At 62.4% G+C, this 20,728-nt stretch carries 7 protein-coding genes; 3 read left to right on the top strand and 4 right to left on the bottom strand.

All coding sequences use genetic code 11. The features are described 5' to 3' along the window. Positions 1–17: 17 nt before the first annotated feature. Positions 18–689 carry a hypothetical protein gene (locus GA0061098_RS10060; RefSeq protein ID WP_091956182.1) on the bottom strand — a complete coding sequence of 224 codons (672 nt, stop codon included), beginning with the start codon at positions 687–689 and terminating at the stop codon, positions 18–20. Positions 690–1,179: 490 nt separating this feature from the next. Continuing rightward, positions 1,180–2,280: a helix-turn-helix transcriptional regulator gene (locus GA0061098_RS10055; protein ID WP_091956181.1), complete on the bottom strand. Its 1,101-nt coding sequence runs from the start codon at positions 2,278–2,280 to the stop codon at positions 1,180–1,182. An 876-nt stretch (positions 2,281–3,156) separates the two neighbouring features. Between GA0061098_RS10055 and GA0061098_RS44835 the strand changes: the two genes are divergently transcribed. Continuing rightward, positions 3,157–16,584 carry a beta strand repeat-containing protein gene (locus tag GA0061098_RS44835; RefSeq protein WP_091956180.1) on the top strand — a complete coding sequence of 4,476 codons (13,428 nt, stop codon included), beginning with the start codon at positions 3,157–3,159 and terminating at the stop codon, positions 16,582–16,584. Positions 16,585–16,724: 140 nt separating this feature from the next. Here the strand turns inward: GA0061098_RS44835 and GA0061098_RS10045 are convergent, their stop codons facing one another. Next, a complete protein-coding gene (locus GA0061098_RS10045) occupies positions 16,725–16,991 on the bottom strand; it encodes a hypothetical protein (RefSeq protein WP_091956179.1) in 267 nt (88 codons plus the stop codon). Positions 16,992–17,566: 575 nt separating this feature from the next. Here GA0061098_RS10045 and GA0061098_RS10040 point away from each other — a divergent pair. Then, the gene (locus GA0061098_RS10040; RefSeq protein WP_038972575.1) at positions 17,567–17,845 is read left to right on the top strand and encodes a hypothetical protein; all 279 of its coding nucleotides are present in this window, start codon (positions 17,567–17,569) and stop codon (positions 17,843–17,845) included. Between the two features lie 60 nt (positions 17,846–17,905). Here GA0061098_RS10040 and GA0061098_RS10035 read toward each other — a convergent pair whose 3' ends face one another. Then, entirely contained in the window at positions 17,906–18,643 is a 738-nt protein-coding gene (locus GA0061098_RS10035; RefSeq protein ID WP_091956178.1) for a metallophosphoesterase family protein, read from the bottom strand. Positions 18,644–19,257: 614 nt separating this feature from the next. Here GA0061098_RS10035 and GA0061098_RS10030 point away from each other — a divergent pair. Beyond that, complete coding sequence (locus GA0061098_RS10030; RefSeq protein ID WP_091956177.1) at positions 19,258–20,688, top strand: undecaprenyl-phosphate glucose phosphotransferase; 1,431 nt, start codon at positions 19,258–19,260, stop codon at positions 20,686–20,688. Positions 20,689–20,728 lie beyond the last annotated feature (40 nt).

The raw sequence follows: 20,728 nt of genomic DNA, 5'->3' as shown, positions 1-20,728 counted from the left end.
GAGCCATTTCCCCAAGGTCACAGCACGCACCCGCAGCGGGCAGATTGAGCATAGGCCAAGAGCCGAAAGTCAGCTTTAGCATGCACCGTGCAAAAGCGGTCGATGATTGGGGTCACCTTGTCACTGTAGCCGCGTTGCCAGTGTCCGAGCCCGTGCAGAGCGCTCTCCTGACAGGCAATCGAGTTGAGGTGAAGGATGCGCTCCATCGTGCGGAGCGCGCAATCGTGGAGAGTTGGCAGGTGCGGATCGTCGGCAAGAGCCAAGCACGGAAATGCATCCCACCACATATAACAGACACAGTTTAGCGTCCCGGCATCGGCTTCGCTCAGGTGGGACAAACTGGAGGTGCACCGCGATTCGAACAATTTGGCAAAGAGTTCTGCGATGGACGTGACGCAGCGGGCACGATCTTTGATGGGCACGTCAGTTGAACAAAGCCATCTGTTGTCGCCGCTTGCGCTGGTATTGACAAGATAGGTTAAGCCTTGTGCGATTTGGCTGTCGGCAAATCCCTCTAGCGCGGTCTGCGGGTCTTCAAACAGCCGAGTGAGATAAGACACGGCTTCTGCTGGTGGCGGGTCCCACCAATCATGCTCGGGATCGAAGTACCAAGGTGCTTGCTGAAAGCGAACCTCGCGTCCAAATGCGTGCTCCAGCCAATCATGAAACGAGAGCGTTTGCAGGCGCATCACAAACGCCGCCTCCCCGGAGACATGAAACTCCCTAATGCTATGCCAGGTCCGGGATCACGCCAAGGCGCGAAATTTTTCAGGCAAATGCCTCCTTGCGATCATTAGATGAATGAGATCGGTTCTTCACCTTGGGCCGATCGGCCAATTCGCCCATTCAGGCAGCTCCTGATTGTCATCCCGCTCGCGCGGCGCAAGGGGAGGCGCGCCACTGAAGTCCGCCGGATATATTTCCGTGCTCATGGCCACGCGAGTCCCTATTCGCCAGCGAAAATTCCCTGCTCCGATGAGGCCGCGACGCTCGGGATTTCTGGCAATTTAAGGTACTTCTCGCCAACTCTCGTTGCCAAGGCGGGTCCTGCGGTGGGCGTTTTCCCTGTAAACTTTCCCTGTTCGCAGGGAATTGGCGCGTTCGTGTTTGCCGCGGATGATGGCTGATACCACGCGCGGTTCAGGACCTCGGTCCCTGTCCCGAGCTGGACGATGCAAATCAAGCGAGTTGAGAAACAAGACTGACCAGCTCCGTCTGGCGGTGCGCGCCTGTCTTCGAGAAGATCGACTTGAGGTGGTTGCGGGCGGTTTCGCGCGAGATGCGCAGGTGCTCGGAAGCGCTGGCGAGCGATGCGCCGGTTGCAAGCAGGGCGGCCAGGCGGGATTCCGCCGGGGTGAGATCGAAGGCCTGGCCGATCAGCGCCGGGTCCGGCGCCGGGCGTGGGATGAGGTTGGACAGGATCAGCATGGCGCGGGCTCCGAGGAAGACGGAGCGCGCCGCGCCGTCCACCGGCAGGATCCGCAAGACGACCGGTGGCTTTGTCGTCCGGCGGATAAGGATCGGAGAGGCGGGGATGGCGGAGGCGTCCGGCGTGGAGCGCACCGCGCTGATCAGCTGATCGAGCCTTGTCATCGCATGCTTGTCGCGAAGGATGAGGCGCCGCTCCCTGATGCGGATCTCGTTGTCGAACCCAGCTTCGGCTGCCGCATTGGTGCGCAGGACCATTCCTTCCCGATTGAGGATCAACGCGGGCTGTCGGACCCGGTCCAGAACATCGGTCATCGCGGTGAGTGCGGCCCTGCCGACGACCGTCGCGAGCGTGGCCGTCTCGGTCAGGCGCGGCGCCAGTTGGGCAAGCCGTTGCTTGTCGGCTGCCTCGAATGCGCCTTCGCGGCCGGTTCGCTGGATCGTCAATGCCCACGCTGCGCTGTCAGCCCAAAAGCCGATGCCGGCAAACCACCGATATCCGGATGGAAACAGCAACTCGTTGTACATGGGATCGGCGCGAATCTGCTCCGGGGTCATCACATCGAGGTCGGTCACGACCTCGCCCGCCATCATGCGCGGAAAAGCCTTGGCGCGCGGGTCCCTCAGGTGCCAGTTATTCCTGAAGTAGAGCTCGGTGGCCTCAGCAATCGACGCCGTGCGCGGAACGTCCGGGGTCCGGATATCGCTTTGAAGGAGTAGGGCCGCCGACGCGCCCACCGCCTTGCAGATGTCATCCATGATGTCGCGCCATGCTTCCGGATTCACGGCGGCTTCGCCAAGTCGATTGAGGACCTTCGACAGCTCGGCATCGTCGATTTTGTCGAATTTCAAGCGCGGCCCCCTCCGCCTAACCCCACGCATTTCGTTGCGAGCCCGCATGCATCCCTGCTGCATGCATGCAAGTCCCCGACATTTGAGGCCCTGGAATGCGTTTCCCTGACCGGCGATGCTTCGTGAGGAGGCGGCTCGAAGCAAGCCCCCTTGCCTGTTTTTCCTGAAAAATCGCACTTGACGAAAGTCTAGCGGATGGCTGCGGGAGGCGGCGGCGCCCGGACCGGAATGACCCATTCGGGTCATGCGTCCAGATGTGCCGGCGCTATTCCATGGAGGAGGAATATTTGCCGCACCAGGAATTGAGATGACATTGCTTTGCTTGAGTCAGTCGGATCTCGGCGACGGCTTTCGGCTCCCGATATCGATCTGCGGGGATATCTGGGCGCGTCAGAGTGACGCAGTTCGCGTTGGCAGGCGCGGCGCGAATTGGTCAGCCGCGCTATCAACGGTCGCAATCCATTTTCTCGGCAGCTTAAGCGATCTGGTCAAGGCCAGCCGGGGAGGCAAGGCGATCGCTTCATTCCATCCCGTATTGTGCTGCAATTCGGCAACGCTTCGATATCCTGGTTTGCCGAAATCGGGCGCAATCGCAAACCTGGGACGCGCGCTTTCTCCGCTGCGCAGTTCGATTCACACCGCGCTTAAGGTTAGCAGCTGTGCTGTCTTGACGCAGTCACGCAACAATGGAAACAATTTGCAATTATCAGAAGTCCTTCGTCGCTCCGTGACAGGACTTCGCCGTTCGACGTCGGGCAACGACGCCTCGTCGAATCGATACCCGATACAACCATAACAAGACCATTTCATTTCCAACTCGCGCCGTTGGGCTGACGGCGAATTTTTGAGCATCAGAACGTTAAAGGGGGGCTCGCCATGAGCGACCAGACGATTTTGCGCGCCAGTTTTGTCTCGGAGTCCGCGGCCTATCGCAACACCTTTGGTTGGTACAACAGCTCAACAGGGCTCGGCGGAATTCTGTTTGCAAATGCGGATTCGCAAGGGGCTGGCGCCCTCACCCCCGGTGTCTCCTATGTCGACTTCGCGGTAAACACCGCCGATCTCGGCAAGATCCAGTTCTTCCTCATTCCGGACGGCGCGGCGCCGGGCCGCAACGATGCCGACGATCTCTCCGGCGCCATCAAGGTTATCAAGCTCCCGGACGGCACCTGGGCGGTCGCCGATGTCGATGCTAACGGCAACGTCATTTACGTTGCCGGCAAGCCCGACCTGCTCAGGGGCGCCGGCGCCAATGCGTTGTTCACCGAGACCTCCAAGAACGCGGGCGGCGTCGATTATGCCTCCTCGGTCACGGGTAGCCAGCAGACGGCAGCCAAGCTCGCCGGCGACACCGCCGACGGCGCAACCGGCACCATCGCCTGGGAGGACACCGCCGCGACGCGCAGGTCCAACGGCACCTACACCGCGCCGGGTGACGCCGACTACAACGACGCCGTCTTCCAGGTTTCGCTCGTGCAGAAACCGGTCGCCAATGCCGATGTGGTCACGATCGGCGAGGATGCCGGCGCCACCGCGATCAACGTGCTCGCCAATGACACCAACCCCGCGAGCGGGACGCTGCGCGTCACCTCCGTCAACACGCAGGGAATTTTGGGGACGGTCAGCATCGCCGCCGACGGCCACAACATCGCCTATACGCCGGGCGTGGCGTTCCAGTCGCTGCGCGCCGGCCAGTCCGCGAGCGAGACCTTCACCTATACCGTAACCAACAGCGCCGGCCTGACATCAACGGCGACGGCGACCGTCACGATCCAGGGCGCCAACGATGCCGCAATCATCGGCACACCCTCGGCTGCCGATGTCACCGAGGATTCCCGCAATCCGACCCTGAAGCTCACCGGGACGATCGCGATCTCCGACGTCGATCAGGGCGAATCGGCGTTCAAGACGACCGTGGTATCCGCGGTGGGCAATTTCGGCACCCTGTCCCTGAAAGCCGACGGCAGCTACACCTATTCGATCGCCAACAGCGCCGTTCAATATCTCGGCGCCGGCGAGACCAGGGTCGAGACGTTCACGATCAGCGCGCTGGACGGCACGGCCAAGCAGGTCTCCTTCACGGTTCACGGCACCAACGACGCCGCCGTGATCGGCGCGCCTGCCTTCACCACCGTCACCGAAGACGCGAGCACGCCGACGCTGTCGGTGTCAGGCACGATCTCGATCTCGGATGCCGACCAGAACCAGTCCGCGTTCCAAGCCGGCGTGATCACGGGACAGGGCAATCTGGGCGCGCTGACGCTGAATGCCAACGGCACCTACAGCTATTCGGTTGCCAACAGCGCCGTGCAATATCTCGGTGCGGGCGACACCAAGGTTGAAACCTTCACGATCAAGTCGTTCGACGGCACGGCCAAGCAGGTCTCTTTCGTCATCAAGGGCGTCAATGACGCCGCGGTGATTGGTACAGCCACGGTTCACGACGTCTACGACAATCCGTCCGCGCTCGTGCTCACCGCGTCCGGCAGCATCGGCATCACAGACGTTGATCAGGGCGAAGCGGCGTTCAAGCCGGCCGTTGGCTCCGCTGCCGGCAATCTCGGCTTCCTGCTGCTGTCGGGCGACGGCGGCTATGTCTACGTCGTGGCCGAAAGCGCTGCACATAATCTGGCGGCCGGCACCGTCAAGGTCGACACCTTCACCGTGACCGCTGTCGATGGCACCACCAAGCAGGTCAGCTTCACGGTTCATGGCCCGGCCGGCGGCAATCACGCGGCGACGATCGGCGATCCCACCATCGCCGATGTGACGGAAGACCTTGCGGCGAACAACGCCGGGAATCTGACCGCCGTGGGCAGCATCTCGGTCAGCGACCCGGATGCGGGCCAGTCGTCGTTCCAGGCCGGCGTGCTCACAGGGCCGGGCAATCTCGGCACGCTGAACCTCTCGGCCAACGGCAGCTACACCTACACCGTCGCCAACAACGCCGCGCAATATCTCGGAGCCGGCGAAACCAAGATCGATACGTTCAGGGTCACCTCTCAGGACAGCACCTCCAAGGACGTCACGTTCACGATCCACGGCGAGGACGACGGCGCGACCATCGGCATTGTTGGCGATCACGACGTCACCGAGGACGGCCAGCTGACAGCGTCCGGGCAGCTGTCCATCGTCGATGCCGACCAGAACCAGGCCGCGTTCCAGGCCGGCGAGATCACGGCACCAGGTAACTTCGGCACGGTGACGCTGCTGGCCGACGGCCACTACACCTATTCGGTCGATAACGCCGCTATTCAGCATCTCGGCGCCAACGACACCAGGACGGAGACTTTCACCGTCACGTCCGTCGACGGCACGACCAAGAACATCAGCTTCGATATCCATGGCGCGCAGGACGCGCCGAATCTAAGCGTTCAGGACTCATCGGGCGCCGCCGACGGAAACATCACGCTTCACATTGCCGCCGATAAGGTCGACCAGAGCAGCACCTTGTCGGTGAAGATCGACGGGGTTCCGTCGAGCTTTACGGTCCAGAACGGCGCAGCGATCGGGGACGGCGTCTGGCTCGTGACGGGCGACTCCATTCAGAACGTCATTCTGATCCCGAACCACGCCGTCGGCAGCGCTGATCCGTTCACCCTGCAAGTCACCGCCGTCTCCGACGACGGCGTTCATCAGGCGGTGAGTTCGGCCCAGCTCTCGCTGACCGTGACGTCCGGTGCCAACGAGATCAACGCGCTGGATATCGACGGCTATATCGGCGGCGCCACCGTATTTGCTGACGCGAACAACAACGGAATACTTGACGCAGGCGAAGCGTACACGACGACGCGGGCTGACGGCAGCTTTACGTTGGCGGGCGGCTCCGGTCCACTCGTGAGTATCGGCGGTGTCGATATCTCGACGGGATTGCAGGTCGCCGGCGTGCTGAGGGCGCCGGAGGGCTCCACCGTCATCACTCCGCTGACGACATTGATCGTTGCGCTGGTCGATAGCACGGCAAACGACGAGCACCCGCTGACGGTGGACCAAGCCATCAACGCCATTGCGGCCGCGTTCAACGTCGATCTCGCCTCTGATCCCGCCAACCCCATTGACCTGCTGTCGTACGATCCGGTGCCCGCTGCGGTGAATGGCGATCCGACGGCAACGGCGGTGCTCGCGGCAGCCATCCAGGTCCAAAGCACCGTCGCCCAGGTGTCGGCCGTCGGCGTGGAGACGGGCGCGGTCATTACGGCCATTGCAACCGCCATTACGGCCTCCCTGAGTGGGCCCGGCGCGCCCGTCTTCGATCTGGCCTCTTCAGAAACGGTTCAGAGCGTCGTCACGTCCTCCGGCGTCGACGCGGCGGCGGCCGCGACGGTTATCGAGGTGGTTGCTGCCGCGAACGACAGCATTCAGGGGGCCACGAACGTCACGGAACTGGCGCAGGCCGGTCAGGTCGCTCAAGGCGCGGCCGCCGACCAGTTGGCTGCGACCGATTTTTCGGATCAACAATCGATTGATCAGCTCACAGACCGCTTTGTCGAAAATCTGGACACGGAGGTTTCGAATGCCGTGCTGACCCCGGTCGGGAATGCCCTGTTCGGCTCGCTCGGCGATGACCTGCTTTCGGGCGGAGCAGGCAACGATCTGATTGACGGCCAGGACGGCAACGATCGCATCAGCGCTGGTGACGGAAACGACATCCTCTTTGGCGGCGCCGGCAAGGACTATCTCGGCGGCGGCTCGGGTGACGACATCCTCGACGGTGGCCCGGGCTTCGATCGCGCCGTCTATACCGACGCAACCGGCGGCGTCACGATCAACCTCGCGGCCGGGACGGCGTCCGGCGCGGGCGTGGGAACAGACACCCTCGTCAACATCGAAGCTGCCATCGGCAGCGACTTTGCCGATACGTTCAACGCGGCGGGCTTCACCGGCGACGCCCATGTCCCGGGTAGCCCCGTCGGCTACAACGAGTTCGAAGGCAAAGGCGGTGACGACACCATCATCAGCAACACCAACAGCCAGGGTGCGGAGCTGACGCGCGTCTCCTATGTCAGCGCCACCGGGGCGGTGACGGTGGATCTCGCCGCCGGCTATGCGCAGGGTGATGCATCGGTCGGTCACGACACGCTCGTCGGGTCCGGCTTCAACGGCGTCTGGGGCTCTGCGTATAACGACACCATTTTGGGCAGCAACAATCCGATGTTCACCGCGGAGGTGTATTCGGGCTTTGCGGGCAACGACTACATCGACGGCCGCGGTGGCTATGACCGCGTCGACTACAATGTCGATCCGAACACCACGACTGGAATTACGGTCAATCTCGCCGCCGGATCTGTCACCGGCGATTCGACCATCGGAACGGATACGTTGCGCGGGATCGAGGCGATCCGCGGCACCAACTTCGCCGATACCTACAATGCCACCGGTTTCGGCTCGGGCAGCGTCAATGCCGGCTCGAACGGGACGTTCAACGAGTTCACCGGCAATGGCGGCGACGACTTCATCACTGGCAACGGCTTCACGCGGCTCGGTTTCAACAACGCGACGGGCGGCGTCCAGGTCGACTTTGTCACGGGCTTTGCCACCGGCGATTCATCCGTCGGAACCGACCAATTCAGCGGCGTCAACGCCGTTCAGGCATCGATGTTCGACGACACGCTGCTGGGCGGGGCGACCAACGACACATTCACCGGCCTTGCCGGCAACGATTATATCGACGGCCGCGGCGGCTTCGACGTCTCGTCCTACAACAACATCTTCTTCATCACGGGAAGCATCACCGTCGATATGGCGGCCGGCATCGTCACCGGCGATGCGTCGAACGGCACGGATACACTTCGTTCGATCGAAGGCATTCAGGGCACCAACTTCGACGACACCTACGACGCGACCGGTTACGGCGCGAGTGGGGCCAATATCGGCAACAACGGGACCTTCAACCAGTTCGAAGGGCTGAGTGGTGACGACGTCATCACCGGTAACGGCAACACGCGCCTGATTTTCGCCAACGCGACCGGCGGGGTGACCATCAATCTCGCGGACGGCACCGCAACCGGTGACGGCTCGACCGGTCACGACACGTTCACCGGCGTCAACAGCGCCACGGGCAGCAGTCTTGATGACGTTTACGATGCAACGGGTTTCACCGGCGCCAACGCGAACTTCAACACATTCCAGGGCAATGCCGGAAACGACACCATTGCCGGCAATGGCAATACGCAGATCCAGTATGGCAACGCGACCGGCGGTGTGAGCATCAACCTCACCGCGGGCACGGCCGATGGCGACGGCTCGGTCGGCCACGACATCATCACCGGTGGCGTGTTCAACGTTCTGGGGTCCAACTTCAACGACACCATCGTCGGCAGCGCGAGCAACGATGGTCTCTCCGGCAGCAACGGCAACGACACCCTGGATGGTCGATCCGGTAACGACTTCCTCAGCGGTGGCGCCGGTGCGGACACTTTCGTCTATTCGAGCGGCGGCGGCTTCGACTTCGTCCAGGACTTCGTCCATGGCCAGGACAAGCTCGATCTGACCGGGGTCTACGGCATCTTTAGCCTCTCCGACCTGCAAGCGCACGCGGTGCAGAGCGGCCCCAACACGGTCATCACCTTCAGTTCGGGTGACGGCCTCACGCTTCAGAACGTCAATCTGAGCAGCTTGACGGCGAGCGATTTCCTGTTCGGCACGCCGGCCGCGCCGATCGTCGGCGACGAGAACGCGAACGACCTCGTCGGCACCGCCAATGCCGAATCCATCAGCGGACTCGGCGGCAACGACCGCCTCCAGGGCCTCGGCGGCAGCGATCTCCTCGACGGCGGCTCCGGCTTCGACCGCGCCATCTATACCGATGCGACCGGCGGCATCGCCGTCAACCTCGCGGCCGGCACCGTCTCGGGACCCGGCGTCGGGACGGACACGCTGGTCAACATCGAAGGGGTGGTCGGCAGCAACTATGCCGACGCGTTCAACGCAGCCGGGTTTACCGGCTCGACCGGTCTGCCCGGAGTAGCCGCCGGCCAGAGCGAGTTCGAAGGCCGCAGCGGCGATGATAGCGTCGTCGGCGATCTCAACGCCCTCGGGCAGGCGGTAACGCGACTGTCCTATCTGAGCGCGACCAGCGCGGTCACCGTCGATATCGGGGCAGGGACCGCCGATGGCGATGCCTCCGTCGGCCACGACACCTTCTCCAACGTCTCGACGATCTGGGGTTCGGCTTCCAACGACACGTTCTACGGCAGCGACAATGCGGCCTTTACCTACGAGACCTATGAAGGTCGCGGCGGTGACGACTATATCGACGGCCGTGGCGGCTACGATCAGGTCACCTACAATTCGGACACGACGACCACGTCGGGCATCTATGTTCACCTCGCCGCGGGCACCGTGAACGGCGATGCGACCGTCGGCACCGACACGATCCGCAACGTCGAGGCCGCCCGCGGCACCAATTTCGACGACACGTTCGATGCGACCGGATTCGGTCAGGCCGGGGCGACCAACGTCGGCTCCTCCGGCACCTTCAACGACTTCGCCGGCGCCGGCGGTAACGACACAATCATCGGCAACGGCTCCACCCGCCTGAACTACCAGATCGCCGCCTCGAGCGTCAGCGTCGATCTCGAGACCAGCGTCGTCGGGACGACGAATGCGGTCACGGTTGCCGGCAGCGCCACGGGTGCGACCGAGGGCACCGACACCTTCACCGGCGTCAATGCGGTGCAGGGCTCCACCTTCGCCGATACGCTGCTCGGAAGCAGCTTCAACAACAACTTCACCGGTCTTGGCGGCGACGATTACATCGACGGCCGCGCCGGCTTCGACACGGCGATCTACAACAGCCTCAGCACGGTCACGGGTGGCGTGAGCGTCGACATGGCGGCGGGCACGGCGACCGGCGACGCGTCGATCGGAACCGATACGCTGCGTTCGATCGAGGGCATTCAGGGCACGGGCTACGCCGACAGCTATGTGGCGACGGGTTATGGCCAGGCCGGTGCGCTCAATATCGGCAACAACGGCACCTTCAACCAGTTCGAGGGCCTCGGCGGCGATGATGCCATCACCGGCAACGGCAACACGCGACTGCTCTACACGAATGCCACGGGCGGCGTCACCGTCAGTCTGAACGCCGGCTCGGTCACGGGTGACGTGTCGGTCGGGCATGATACCTTCACGGGCGTCAACAGCGCCTATGGCGGCAATTTCGCCGATACTTACGACGCGACCGGCTTCGTCGGTTTCAATTCCTTCCAGGGCCTCGCCGGCAACGACCTCGTCACCGGCAACGGCAGCACGCAGCTGCTGTTCGCCAATGCGACCGGCGGCGTCGTTGTCGACCTCGCCAGCGGCACCGTCAATGGGGATGCTTCGGTCGGGCATGACACCATCACCGGCGGCGTGAACGGCGTGTCGGGATCTGGCTTCAACGATACGCTGAAGGGCCGCAGCGGCGCCGACAATCTGCTCGGAAACGGTGGCGCCGACACCTTCGTTTATGTCAGCGGCGGCGGTGCCGATTTCATCGGCGACTTCTCGCATGCGCAAGCCGACAAGATCGACCTTTCGGGCGCAGACATCTACAACCTCGCTGACGTGCAGGCGATCGCCTCGCAGCAGGGACCGAACACGTTCATCAATTTCGGCAATGGCGACAGCCTGACGCTGCAGAACGTGACTCTATCGAACCTGACTGCTGCGGATTTCATCTTCGCGCCAGGCGTTCACCTGATCGGCGATGCCAATCCGAACACGCTGGTCGGCACGGTCTATGCCGACAATTTGAGCGGTCTCGGCGGCAACGACGTCCTGCAAGGCCTCGGTGGCAACGACCAGCTCGATGGCGGCCAGGGCTTCGATCGCGCCGATTACGGCGATGCAACGGGAGGCATCTCCGCCAATCTTGCGGCCGGCACCATCTCGGGACCCGGCGTCGGGACGGACACGCTGGTCAACATCGAAGGCGTGGTCGGCAGCAACTATGCCGACACGTTCAACGCGGCCGGGTTTATAGGCTCAACCGGTCTGCCCGGCGTAGCCGCCGGCCAGAGCGAGTTTGAGGGGCGCGGCGGCGATGATAGCGTCGTCGGCGATCTCAACGCCCTCGGGCAGGCGGTAACGCGACTGTCCTATCTGAGCGCGACCAGCGCGGTCACCGTCGATATCGGGGCAGGGACCGCCGATGGCGATGCCTCCGTCGGCCACGACACCTTCTCCAACGTCTCGACGATCTGGGGTTCGGCCTCCAACGACACGTTCTACGGCAGCGACAATGCGGCCTTCACCTACGAGACCTATGAGGGTCGCGGCGGCGACGACTATATCGACGGCCGCGGCGGCTACGATCAGGTCACCTACAATTCGGACACGACGACCACGTCGGGCATTTATGTTCACCTCGCCGCGGGCACCGTGAACGGCGATGCGACCGTCGGCACCGACACGATTCGCAACGTCGAGGCCGCCCGCGGCACCAATTTCGACGACACGTTCGACGCGACCGGATTCGGTCAGGCCGGGGCGACCAATGTCGGCTCCTCTGGCGCCTTCAACGACTTCGCCGGCGCCGGCGGCAACGACACCATCATCGGCAACGGCTCCACCCGCCTGAACTACCAGATCGCGGCCTCGAGTGTCAGCGTCGACCTCGAGACCAGCGTCGTCGGGACCACGAATGCGGTCACGGTCGCCGGCAGCGCCACGGGTGCGACCGAGGGGACCGACAGCTTCACCGGCGTCAATGCGGTGCAAGGCTCGACCTTCGCCGATACCCTGCTGGGCAGCAGCTTCAACAACAACTTCACCGGTCTTGGCGGCGACGACTACATCGACGGCCGCGCCGGCTTCGACGTTGCCATCTACAACAGCCTCAGCACGGTCACGGGTGGCGTCGCGATCGACATGGCGGCGGGTACGGCGACCGGCGACGGGTCGATTGGCACCGACACCCTGCGTTCGATCGAGGGCATTCAGGGCACGGGCTATGCCGACAGCTATGTGGCGACGGGCTATGGCCAGGCCGGTGCGCTCAATGTCGGCAATAACGGCACCTTCAACCAGTTCGAGGGCCTCGGCGGCGACGATGCCATCACCGGCAACGGCAACACACGACTGCTCTACACGAACGCCACCGGCGGGGTCACCGTCAGCCTGAACGCCGGCTCGGTCACGGGCGACGTCTCGGTCGGGCATGACACCTTCACGGGCGTCAACAGCGTCTATGGCAGCAATTTCGCCGATACTTACGACGCGACCGGCTTCATCGGCTTCAATTCGTTCCAGGGTCTTGCCGGCAACGACCTCATCACCGGCAACGGCAGCACGCAGCTGCTGTTCGCCAATGCGACCGGCGGCGTGACAGTTAATCTCGCAAACGGTACTGTGGACGGCGATAGTTCGGTAGGTCATGACACCATCATTGGAGGGGTGACCAACGTTGCGGGCTCGAACTTCAACGACACGATCACCGGTTCTGGTGGCAATGACCAGCTGTTCGGCAACGGCGGCAACGATTTGCTCGGCGGTGGTGTCGGCAACGACGGCCTGAACGGCGGCATCGGTGCAGACACCTTTGTCTACGCTACCGGCGGCGGCGCCGATACCATCGGCGACTTCCTGCAGACGGACGCCGACAAGATCGACCTCACGGGGATCCCTGGTGTCTCGACCCTTGCCGACATTCAGGCGCTTGCCACACAACAAGGGCCGAACACGGTCATCAACTTCGGCAATGGCGACACCCTCACGCTGCTGAACGTGACGCTGTCGAACCTCACGGCTGCCGACTTCATCCTGGGGCAGGGCGTGAATCTCACCGGCGACGCCGGAGCAAATACACTGGTCGGCACCGCCTATGCCGACAGCCTGAGCGGCCTCGGCGGCAACGATCGCCTCAAGGGCCTCGACGGCAACGATCTGCTCGACGGCGGCCTCGGCTTCGACCGCGCCGACTATGTCGCTGCAACGGGAGGTATTACCGCAAATCTCGCGGCAGGCTCCGTGACAGGTCCAGGGGTCGGCACTGACACGCTGGTGAACGTCGAGGGGATCGTGGGCAGCGACTACGCCGACACGTTCAACGCGACCGGCTTTGCGGGCGATACCGGTATTGCCGGGACCAATGTGGGCTTCAACGAGTTCGAAGGCCGCGGCGGGAACGACAGCATCACGGGAGCAACGAATAGCCTGGGTGCGCTCCTGACGCGCATCTCGTATGCCAATGCAACGGGCAGCGTGACCGTCGATTTGACGGCCCACTCGGCGACGGGAGATGCTTCGGTCGGTACCGATACCTTGGTGGGTTCGGGCTTTGCGGGTGTTGTCGGCTCCGGATTTGTCGACCAACTGCTCGGCAGTGCCAATGGCCCAGGAACAGTGGAAACGTTCGAAGGCCGCGCCGGCGATGACTTCATCGACGGCCGGGCGGGCTTCGACCGGGCGGACTACGCGCTCGATCCGGCCGCAGTGGGTGGGATCAACGTTCAGCTGGCCTCGGGAACCGTGACAGGCGACGCCGCGACGGTCGGCACCGACACGCTGCGATCGGTCGAGTCCGTGCGCGGCTCGAACGCTGCCGACGTCTTCAACGCCGTTGGCTTCAGCGGGGGCAGCCAAAATGCCGGTTCCAACCTCACCTTCAACGAATTCATCGGCATGGGAGGTAATGACAGCATCACCGGTAACGGCAACACGCGCGTTGCATTCACCAACGCCACCGGCGCGGTGACGGTCGATCTGCTGGCGGGTACTGCAAGCGGTGACTTGTCCACGGGCAACGATACGTTCAGCGGCGTCAACGCCGTGATGGCCTCGATGTTCAACGACACCATCAGCGGCAGCGATATCACCACGGCCACGGAGACCTTCACCGGACTTGCCGGTGACGACTTCATCGACGGCCGCGGTGGCTTCGATGTCATCAGCTACAATAACATCTACTTCTCCACCGGCCCAGTCACCATCAACTTCACAGCAGGCACCGCGACCGGTGACGGTTCGATCGGCAATGATATGTTCCGCCGAATCGAGGGTGCCCAGGGCACCACGTTCAACGATGTCTTCACGGCTACGAATTTCGGCGCCGTTGGTTTCCAGAACGGCGCAACCAACAATGTCGGCAACAACGGCAACTTTAACCAGTTCGAGGGCCTGGCTGGCAACGATGGGATCACCGGCAACGGCAACACCCGCATCATCTATTCCAGCGCGACCGATGCGGTGACGATCAACCTGCAGGCTGGGACCGCGGCAGGTGGCAGCTCGATCGGCACCGACAGCTATGTGGGCGTCAACAGTGCGACCGGCAGCAACCTGAACGACACCTACAATGCCGCGGGCTTCACCGGCGTGACCTCCGCCGGATCGTTCGGCACCTTCAACCTGTTCGAAGGCCTGCTCGGTAACGACACCATCACCGGCAACGGCAATACGCGGGTCTCGTATTCTCAGGCGAGCGGGGGCGGAGTTTCCGTCGATCTTTCGACGGGAATTGTGAGCGGTGCGGCCGGCGCAGACTTCATCACGGGAGGCGTCAACAGCGTCCAGGGTTCGAACCAGGTCGATACGTTGCTCGGCAGCTCGAATAACGAGTTCTTCTTCGGCGGCGGCAGTGGCGACACGATCAACGCAGGCGGCGGCAACGACGGCATTACCGGCCAGGGCGGCAACGATACGATCGACGGCGACGCCGGCTCCGATTTGGCGATCTTCTCGGGTACGCAATCGCAATACACCGTGACGACGGCGGGATCGATCCAGGTTCAAGACAATGTTGTGAACCGTGACGGCACCGACAGTCTGATCAATGTCGAAGCGCTGCAGTTCAGCGACGCCATCGTGCTGCTGTCGTCGGGAGTTTCGGGCAGTCCGATCGATCTCTCGGCGCAACAGTTCTCTAACACGGCACCCGTGATCGGAACGGCCGGAGACGACTATCTTCGCGTCGGATCCAACATCTTCGGACACGGGATCAATCTGGGCGCCGGGACGGGCGATACCGTCTTGCTCAACGGAACCTTCGGTAACGGCTACACGCTCAATCTCTCGGGTGTCGAAAACCTTGTCGGCAACGGCAACGACGAGTTCGTCAACCTCACGACGACCGCCAACGGACTGGTCGTCGACCTCGGGGGCGGCAATGATCAGCTCAATCTCGCGGGCGGCGCCAACACGCTCAGCCTGATCGGTGTCGAGGGAGTCGGCGGGTCCGATTTCGGCGTGACGCCCGGCGTCAACGACGTGCTCACCTTGTCGACGATTGTCACGGGCCTGAACATCAGCCTCGGCAACGGCGACAATACGATGAATCTTGCCGCCGGCGCGAACTCGTTCGTGAATATCTACGACGTCAACCACGTGCACGGAACCGCGAGCGACGACACCTTGACTGTCACCGGCGCGATCGCAGCCGTCAACGGCGTCGCGATCGACCTCGGCGGCGGCGAGGATACGATCGTCCTTAACGGAAACTTCGCTGCATTCGCCGTGGCCGGCGTCGAGCATATCAACGGCAATTCTAGCGACAATTCAGTCAGCTTGACGAACAATGTCGACGGCATCGTCATCGACATGGGCGGTGGAAACGATCTGGTGTCCCTCGCCAATGGGGTGAATTCGGTCAGCATCAATGGCGTCGAAAACCTCAACGGCAGTGATTTTACCGGCAATCTCAACCCGTCGGACGATATGGTCACGCTTCTGAACACCGTGTCCGGAGTGTCGGTCAATCTCGGTGAAGGGACGGCAAACGTCCTGAATCTCGCCGCAGGCAGCAATTCGCTCGACAATCTGTGGAACGTGAATCTGCTCAACGGGAGCTCGTCGGACGACATTCTGACGTTGCAGGGCAGCCCGGCGAACGTGATCGATCTCGGCGGCGGCAACGACACTCTGAACTTCAACGCGAATGTCTATGACATCACGGTGACCAATGTCGAAACCGTCAATGCCGCCGCGAATTTCGACAGGATCACGATCGGCAATGCGTCAGGTAACACGACGATCACTGCCGGCGCGGGTGCGGATGAGATCTTCGCCAGCGCGGGCCATGACAACTTCCGCTTCGTCAGCACCGCGGATTCCGCCGCCGGCGCTGCGGATACCATTCACAATTTCGACGCCGATAATGACAGCTTTACGTTCTCGGGCATTAGCGTCGCTGGCGGTCACATCGAGTACGTGGAGAATGCGGCGCTGCTCGGTGCTAACCAGGCTTCGGCCCACCTGCAGAATTCCGGGCCGGGTAACGACTATCTTCAGATCGATATTGACGGCGACGGAACGAGCGATATGGACGTGAGCCTGCAAAATGTCACGGGCACACTGCACAACGGCAACTTCCTGTTGGCCTAAGAGGGAACCCGCTTCGGAGAGGCGCCCAAGCAAAAACCGCCGCCACCGGCTATCCGGTGGATCGGCGGTCTGTAGTCGAAGGTCGCTGGGTCGAAGGTGGCTGGCCTCTCAGGGGGGCTCTTAGCTAAGCGCTCCTGCGCTCACCTGACGTACCAATAGCCCCACCAGCGCTGGGACACTGGACGCGCCTGCGCCTTCATGGCGGCGACTTCCTCGACGGAGCGAAGCTGCGGGCCGTAGATCGCGGGCGGATAGACGTCATCCCACAGCACGACCCCGGTTTGGGCGTAGGCCGCCCGCTGATGTGCCGGCGCAAGCGCGAGCTCGGCGGCCGGCGCTACGGATGCCGTCAAAGCGAGGCCGAGAGCGGACAGGGCAATGGATGGAATAAGAGCGCGGACGGTCATTGGATTGAATCCCTCGTAATATGAGATGCGAAATAATGCGACGGGTCCCGAATGGTTGCAAGGGCATGGATTGGCCGGTTGGCCCGAAATTTCCTGTTCGTGGGAAGGCGTGCCAGGTCCGTTCGACGGCAGCAGCCTTTGGACGGATCGGGATCGCGAGGGCATCTCTCTATATAGAGTGACTCTCATAGAGCGATCTTGATCGCAGCGGTCGATGCACGGGAGGTTATGCCGCATGCACGTAAGAGGTCAGGCATGAACAATCTTTCGGCGCCCGAAGTCGGCAAGAACCATGATGTCGACACACTGCTCGCTCTTGATGAGTCCCGGACTATCTAGGGCGACTCCTATGACTTCTGCATTCCTCTCCGCTTTCATTTTCGGCGCTGGCCTCACCTTGGGATACGCGCTACGCGCTTGGCGCGTGCAACGAAGCCCTGCAAGCTCATCCCGCGGCGCCTCGCGCCGAATGACCGGACCGACTCCCACCTCGACGTTCGGCCACGCCCGACGAGCCTTTTAGGCAACGTCCGATTCGCTGGCGGGATCTCACTGGTACTATGGGGCATGACGAGATGAGCGAACCCAAGAAGGATGCGCCGCGGCGTTACATCGTCGATGGCGCCGGACAACGCGTGCTTGTCGGGCTGACGATCTCGGAGACGGTCGAGTTCGAAGCGCTGGATAATCCGAGCTCCCGCCCCGGCGCCGATTTGCTTGTCGAGGCGCGCCGTGTCCGCCAGGACAGACATGGGGAGCGCTGGCTGGAGCTTTACGTCAAGCACGAGCGAGCCTGGAACGATTGGATGGCTGAAACACGTGCGCGGCTGGAAAAGCCCCGCTTGCTCAACTAGATCCGCTCGAGGTCGATGCCATAGTCCGATAGGCGAGCCGTCGCGAACCAAGGCTCCGCGTCATACCGCGAGCATGCGGCTGCCCTGGATGCTCATCAGGGTGAGGTTGCCGGTCGCATAGGCACCGGTGTCGATGTTGACGCGGTTCGCCATGAATTCGGCACTACGGACCGGCGTATGGCCATGCACGATATACTTGCCGAATTGCTCCTCGCTGCGCAGGAACTCTTCGCGAATCCAGAGCAGATCGCGCTCCGTCTGGTCGGCCAGCGGAACGCCCGGGCGAACGCCGGCGTGAACGAAGAAGAAGTCCCCGCAACTGAAGCTCAGCCGCAGATTGTCGAGGAATTCCAGATGCTCGGTGGGCATCGCCCGAATCAGATCGCGCATGATCGATGCCGGCTCGTCGCGCTTCAGGTCCGGCGGCGCGAGCCCGTAGGACATCAGCGTCTGGGTCCCGCCGACGGCAATCCAATCCTCGAACAGTGAAGGGTCTTCGAACACCCTCACCAGAAATGCCTCGTGATTCCCTTTGAGGAAGACCGCGTTGCCCCGGCGGCTCCGTTCGATCAGGACGTCGAGGGTGGAGCGCGTATCCGGGCCGCGATCGATGTAATCGCCCATGAAGACCTCGACCGCGTAGCGCGGTCGGCTGCAGGCGACGTCGGCGTCGATCACCCGCAACATCGGCTGGAGCAGATGCGCGCATCCATGAATGTCCGAGATGGCATAGATGCGGACTCCCTCCGGCAACTGCGGTTTGGGAATAGGCGGGCGTGGTCGGGCGAGAGATATCATGGCGCTCAATCGATCGGGTGGTCGAAAAAATTTCCCCAAGTCGCCGGCACCGGAGAGCTTCCATCTAACACGAACGAGGTGAATTCGGTGAGGGAGCGTCCTTGTTCTCCGGCTCGATCACGCCAAAAGAAGGGCGGCATTTTTTGCCGACCTTGTTCGGCGATCGGCAGCGCGAATGGCGCGGCCCGCCGGAATTGCATCGCTGAAGGCGAGAGTGCAGCAAAGATGCATGCCTGGGCGCAATTTCGCATCGCACGCCCAGATAGAAAATCATCGAAATTCTCGCAAATGACTCATTGTGCTTCGTCGAAGGATTGCATCGCCCGAAAGATGAGCGAAGAGGTGCTCGCGCGATGGCCAAGCATCGCGATGGACGTGGAACTTGATTCAAAATAGGGCAACGCGTTCGCTCGTATGTCATCACTGTGACGACATTTTCAGCGCGTCGAATTTCGCTGCGCATTTCAACACGACGCATGATCCGTGCGCCGCAAAAGTTTTGCGTGCAACGCCACAATGTCGCTGCGATCACTCAACACTTTCCGTGCGGGGCAGTGACGAGTCTTCAGCATCACGATGAGCGTCAGGCACACTCTCGATAGGCAGAGGTTCGAATGGCTGTTGCAACTTATGGTTCTGAAAACGCTCACGCGCTGTCGTCGACGCGAGGTGGCGCTCTTCAGAGGCCATTTCAAATCGTCGTCATGGCGGCTGACTTTCTGCTGATCTTGTTGAGCTATGCCGCCGGGGCTTCGCTGTACGGCGCCGCGGTCGCTTCGCCCACCGACGGCGCTTCGGTGGGAGCGGGGTTGTTTGTCGGCGTGGTGTTCGTCGCAGTCGCCTATTTCCGGGACGTCTATGCCACGCACCGGCTGCTCAACATCGTCTGGCAGCTTCGAAAGGCGGTGTTGATCTGGCTGACGTCGCTGACGATCCTTGCTGTTGCGGCGTTCCTGCTGAAATCGACCGACAATCTGTCTCGCGGCACTGTCATCGTGTTTGCCGTGATCGGCGGACTTGGTTTGGTCAGCCTCCGCTTCGTCTGGCAGGCGGTGTTCGGCACGAGCTTTGCGCGAAGCCGGCTGGTCGATCGCAAGGTGATCCTGCTCAGCCTCAAGCCGCTCGACTTCACCTCCAGCCGCTTCAAGGACCTGCGGAGGAATGGCTTCGACGTCATGCGCCATTTCGTGCTCGGCGACGAGCGGGATGACGGTCATTGGGAGCGGCAGATTCGCGACGTGATCCGTCAGTCGCGCTCGGCCGACGTCGATGAATACCTGCTTGCGATCGACTGGGACGAATTGCCGATGCTCCGCAAGCTCGGGCCATATCTGCGCGCCGTCCCCCAACCGATACGCCTTTTGCCGGACGATCCGGTCGCCGATCTGGTGGCTCGTCCCTTCCTGCCGGTCAGCGGAACCGTAGCGGTCGAAATCCAGCGGCCGCCTCTCACCATTCTCGAGCGGTTGCAAAAGCGCTGTCTCGACGTCGGCGTGGCCCTGTTCGCTCTCGTAATCTTGACGCCGCTGCTGCTCACCGTTGCCGTGCTGATCAAGCTGGATTCCCCGGGAGCCGTCATATTCCGCCAGTCGCGCCGCGGCTTCAATGGCAGGCCGTTCGAGATCTGGAAGTTCCGGAGCATGACCGTCTGCGAGAACGGCGAGACGATTGCCCAGGCGACCAAGAGGGATGCTCGGGTCACCAAGATCGGGCGCTTCCTTCGTATGACGAGCATCGACGAACTGCCGCAGCTCTGGAACGTGCTGCGCGGGGACATGTCGCTGGTTGGACCGCGTCCGCACGCGCTGGCCCATGACAATTACTATGACGAGATCATCAGCAAGTACGTCTACCGCCATCACATGAAGCCGGGCCTGACCGGCTGGGCCCAGGTGAACGGGTTCAGGGGGGAAACGCCGACGATCGATCTGATGGAGAAGCGGGTCGAATATGACGTCTGGTACGTCAGCAACTGGAGTATCTGGCTCGACCTGAAGATTATGGCCCGGACGGCGTCCGCAGTGATGTTCCAGGAAGCATACTAGTCGTTCAATTTCTTCACTGTCCGGAACCGGATCCTCGGGG

The organism is Bradyrhizobium shewense (genome assembly GCF_900094605.1).
In the GTDB taxonomy this organism is placed as follows: domain Bacteria; phylum Pseudomonadota; class Alphaproteobacteria; order Rhizobiales; family Xanthobacteraceae; genus Bradyrhizobium; species Bradyrhizobium shewense.
This window is presented reverse-complemented; position numbering and strand designations above follow the sequence as displayed.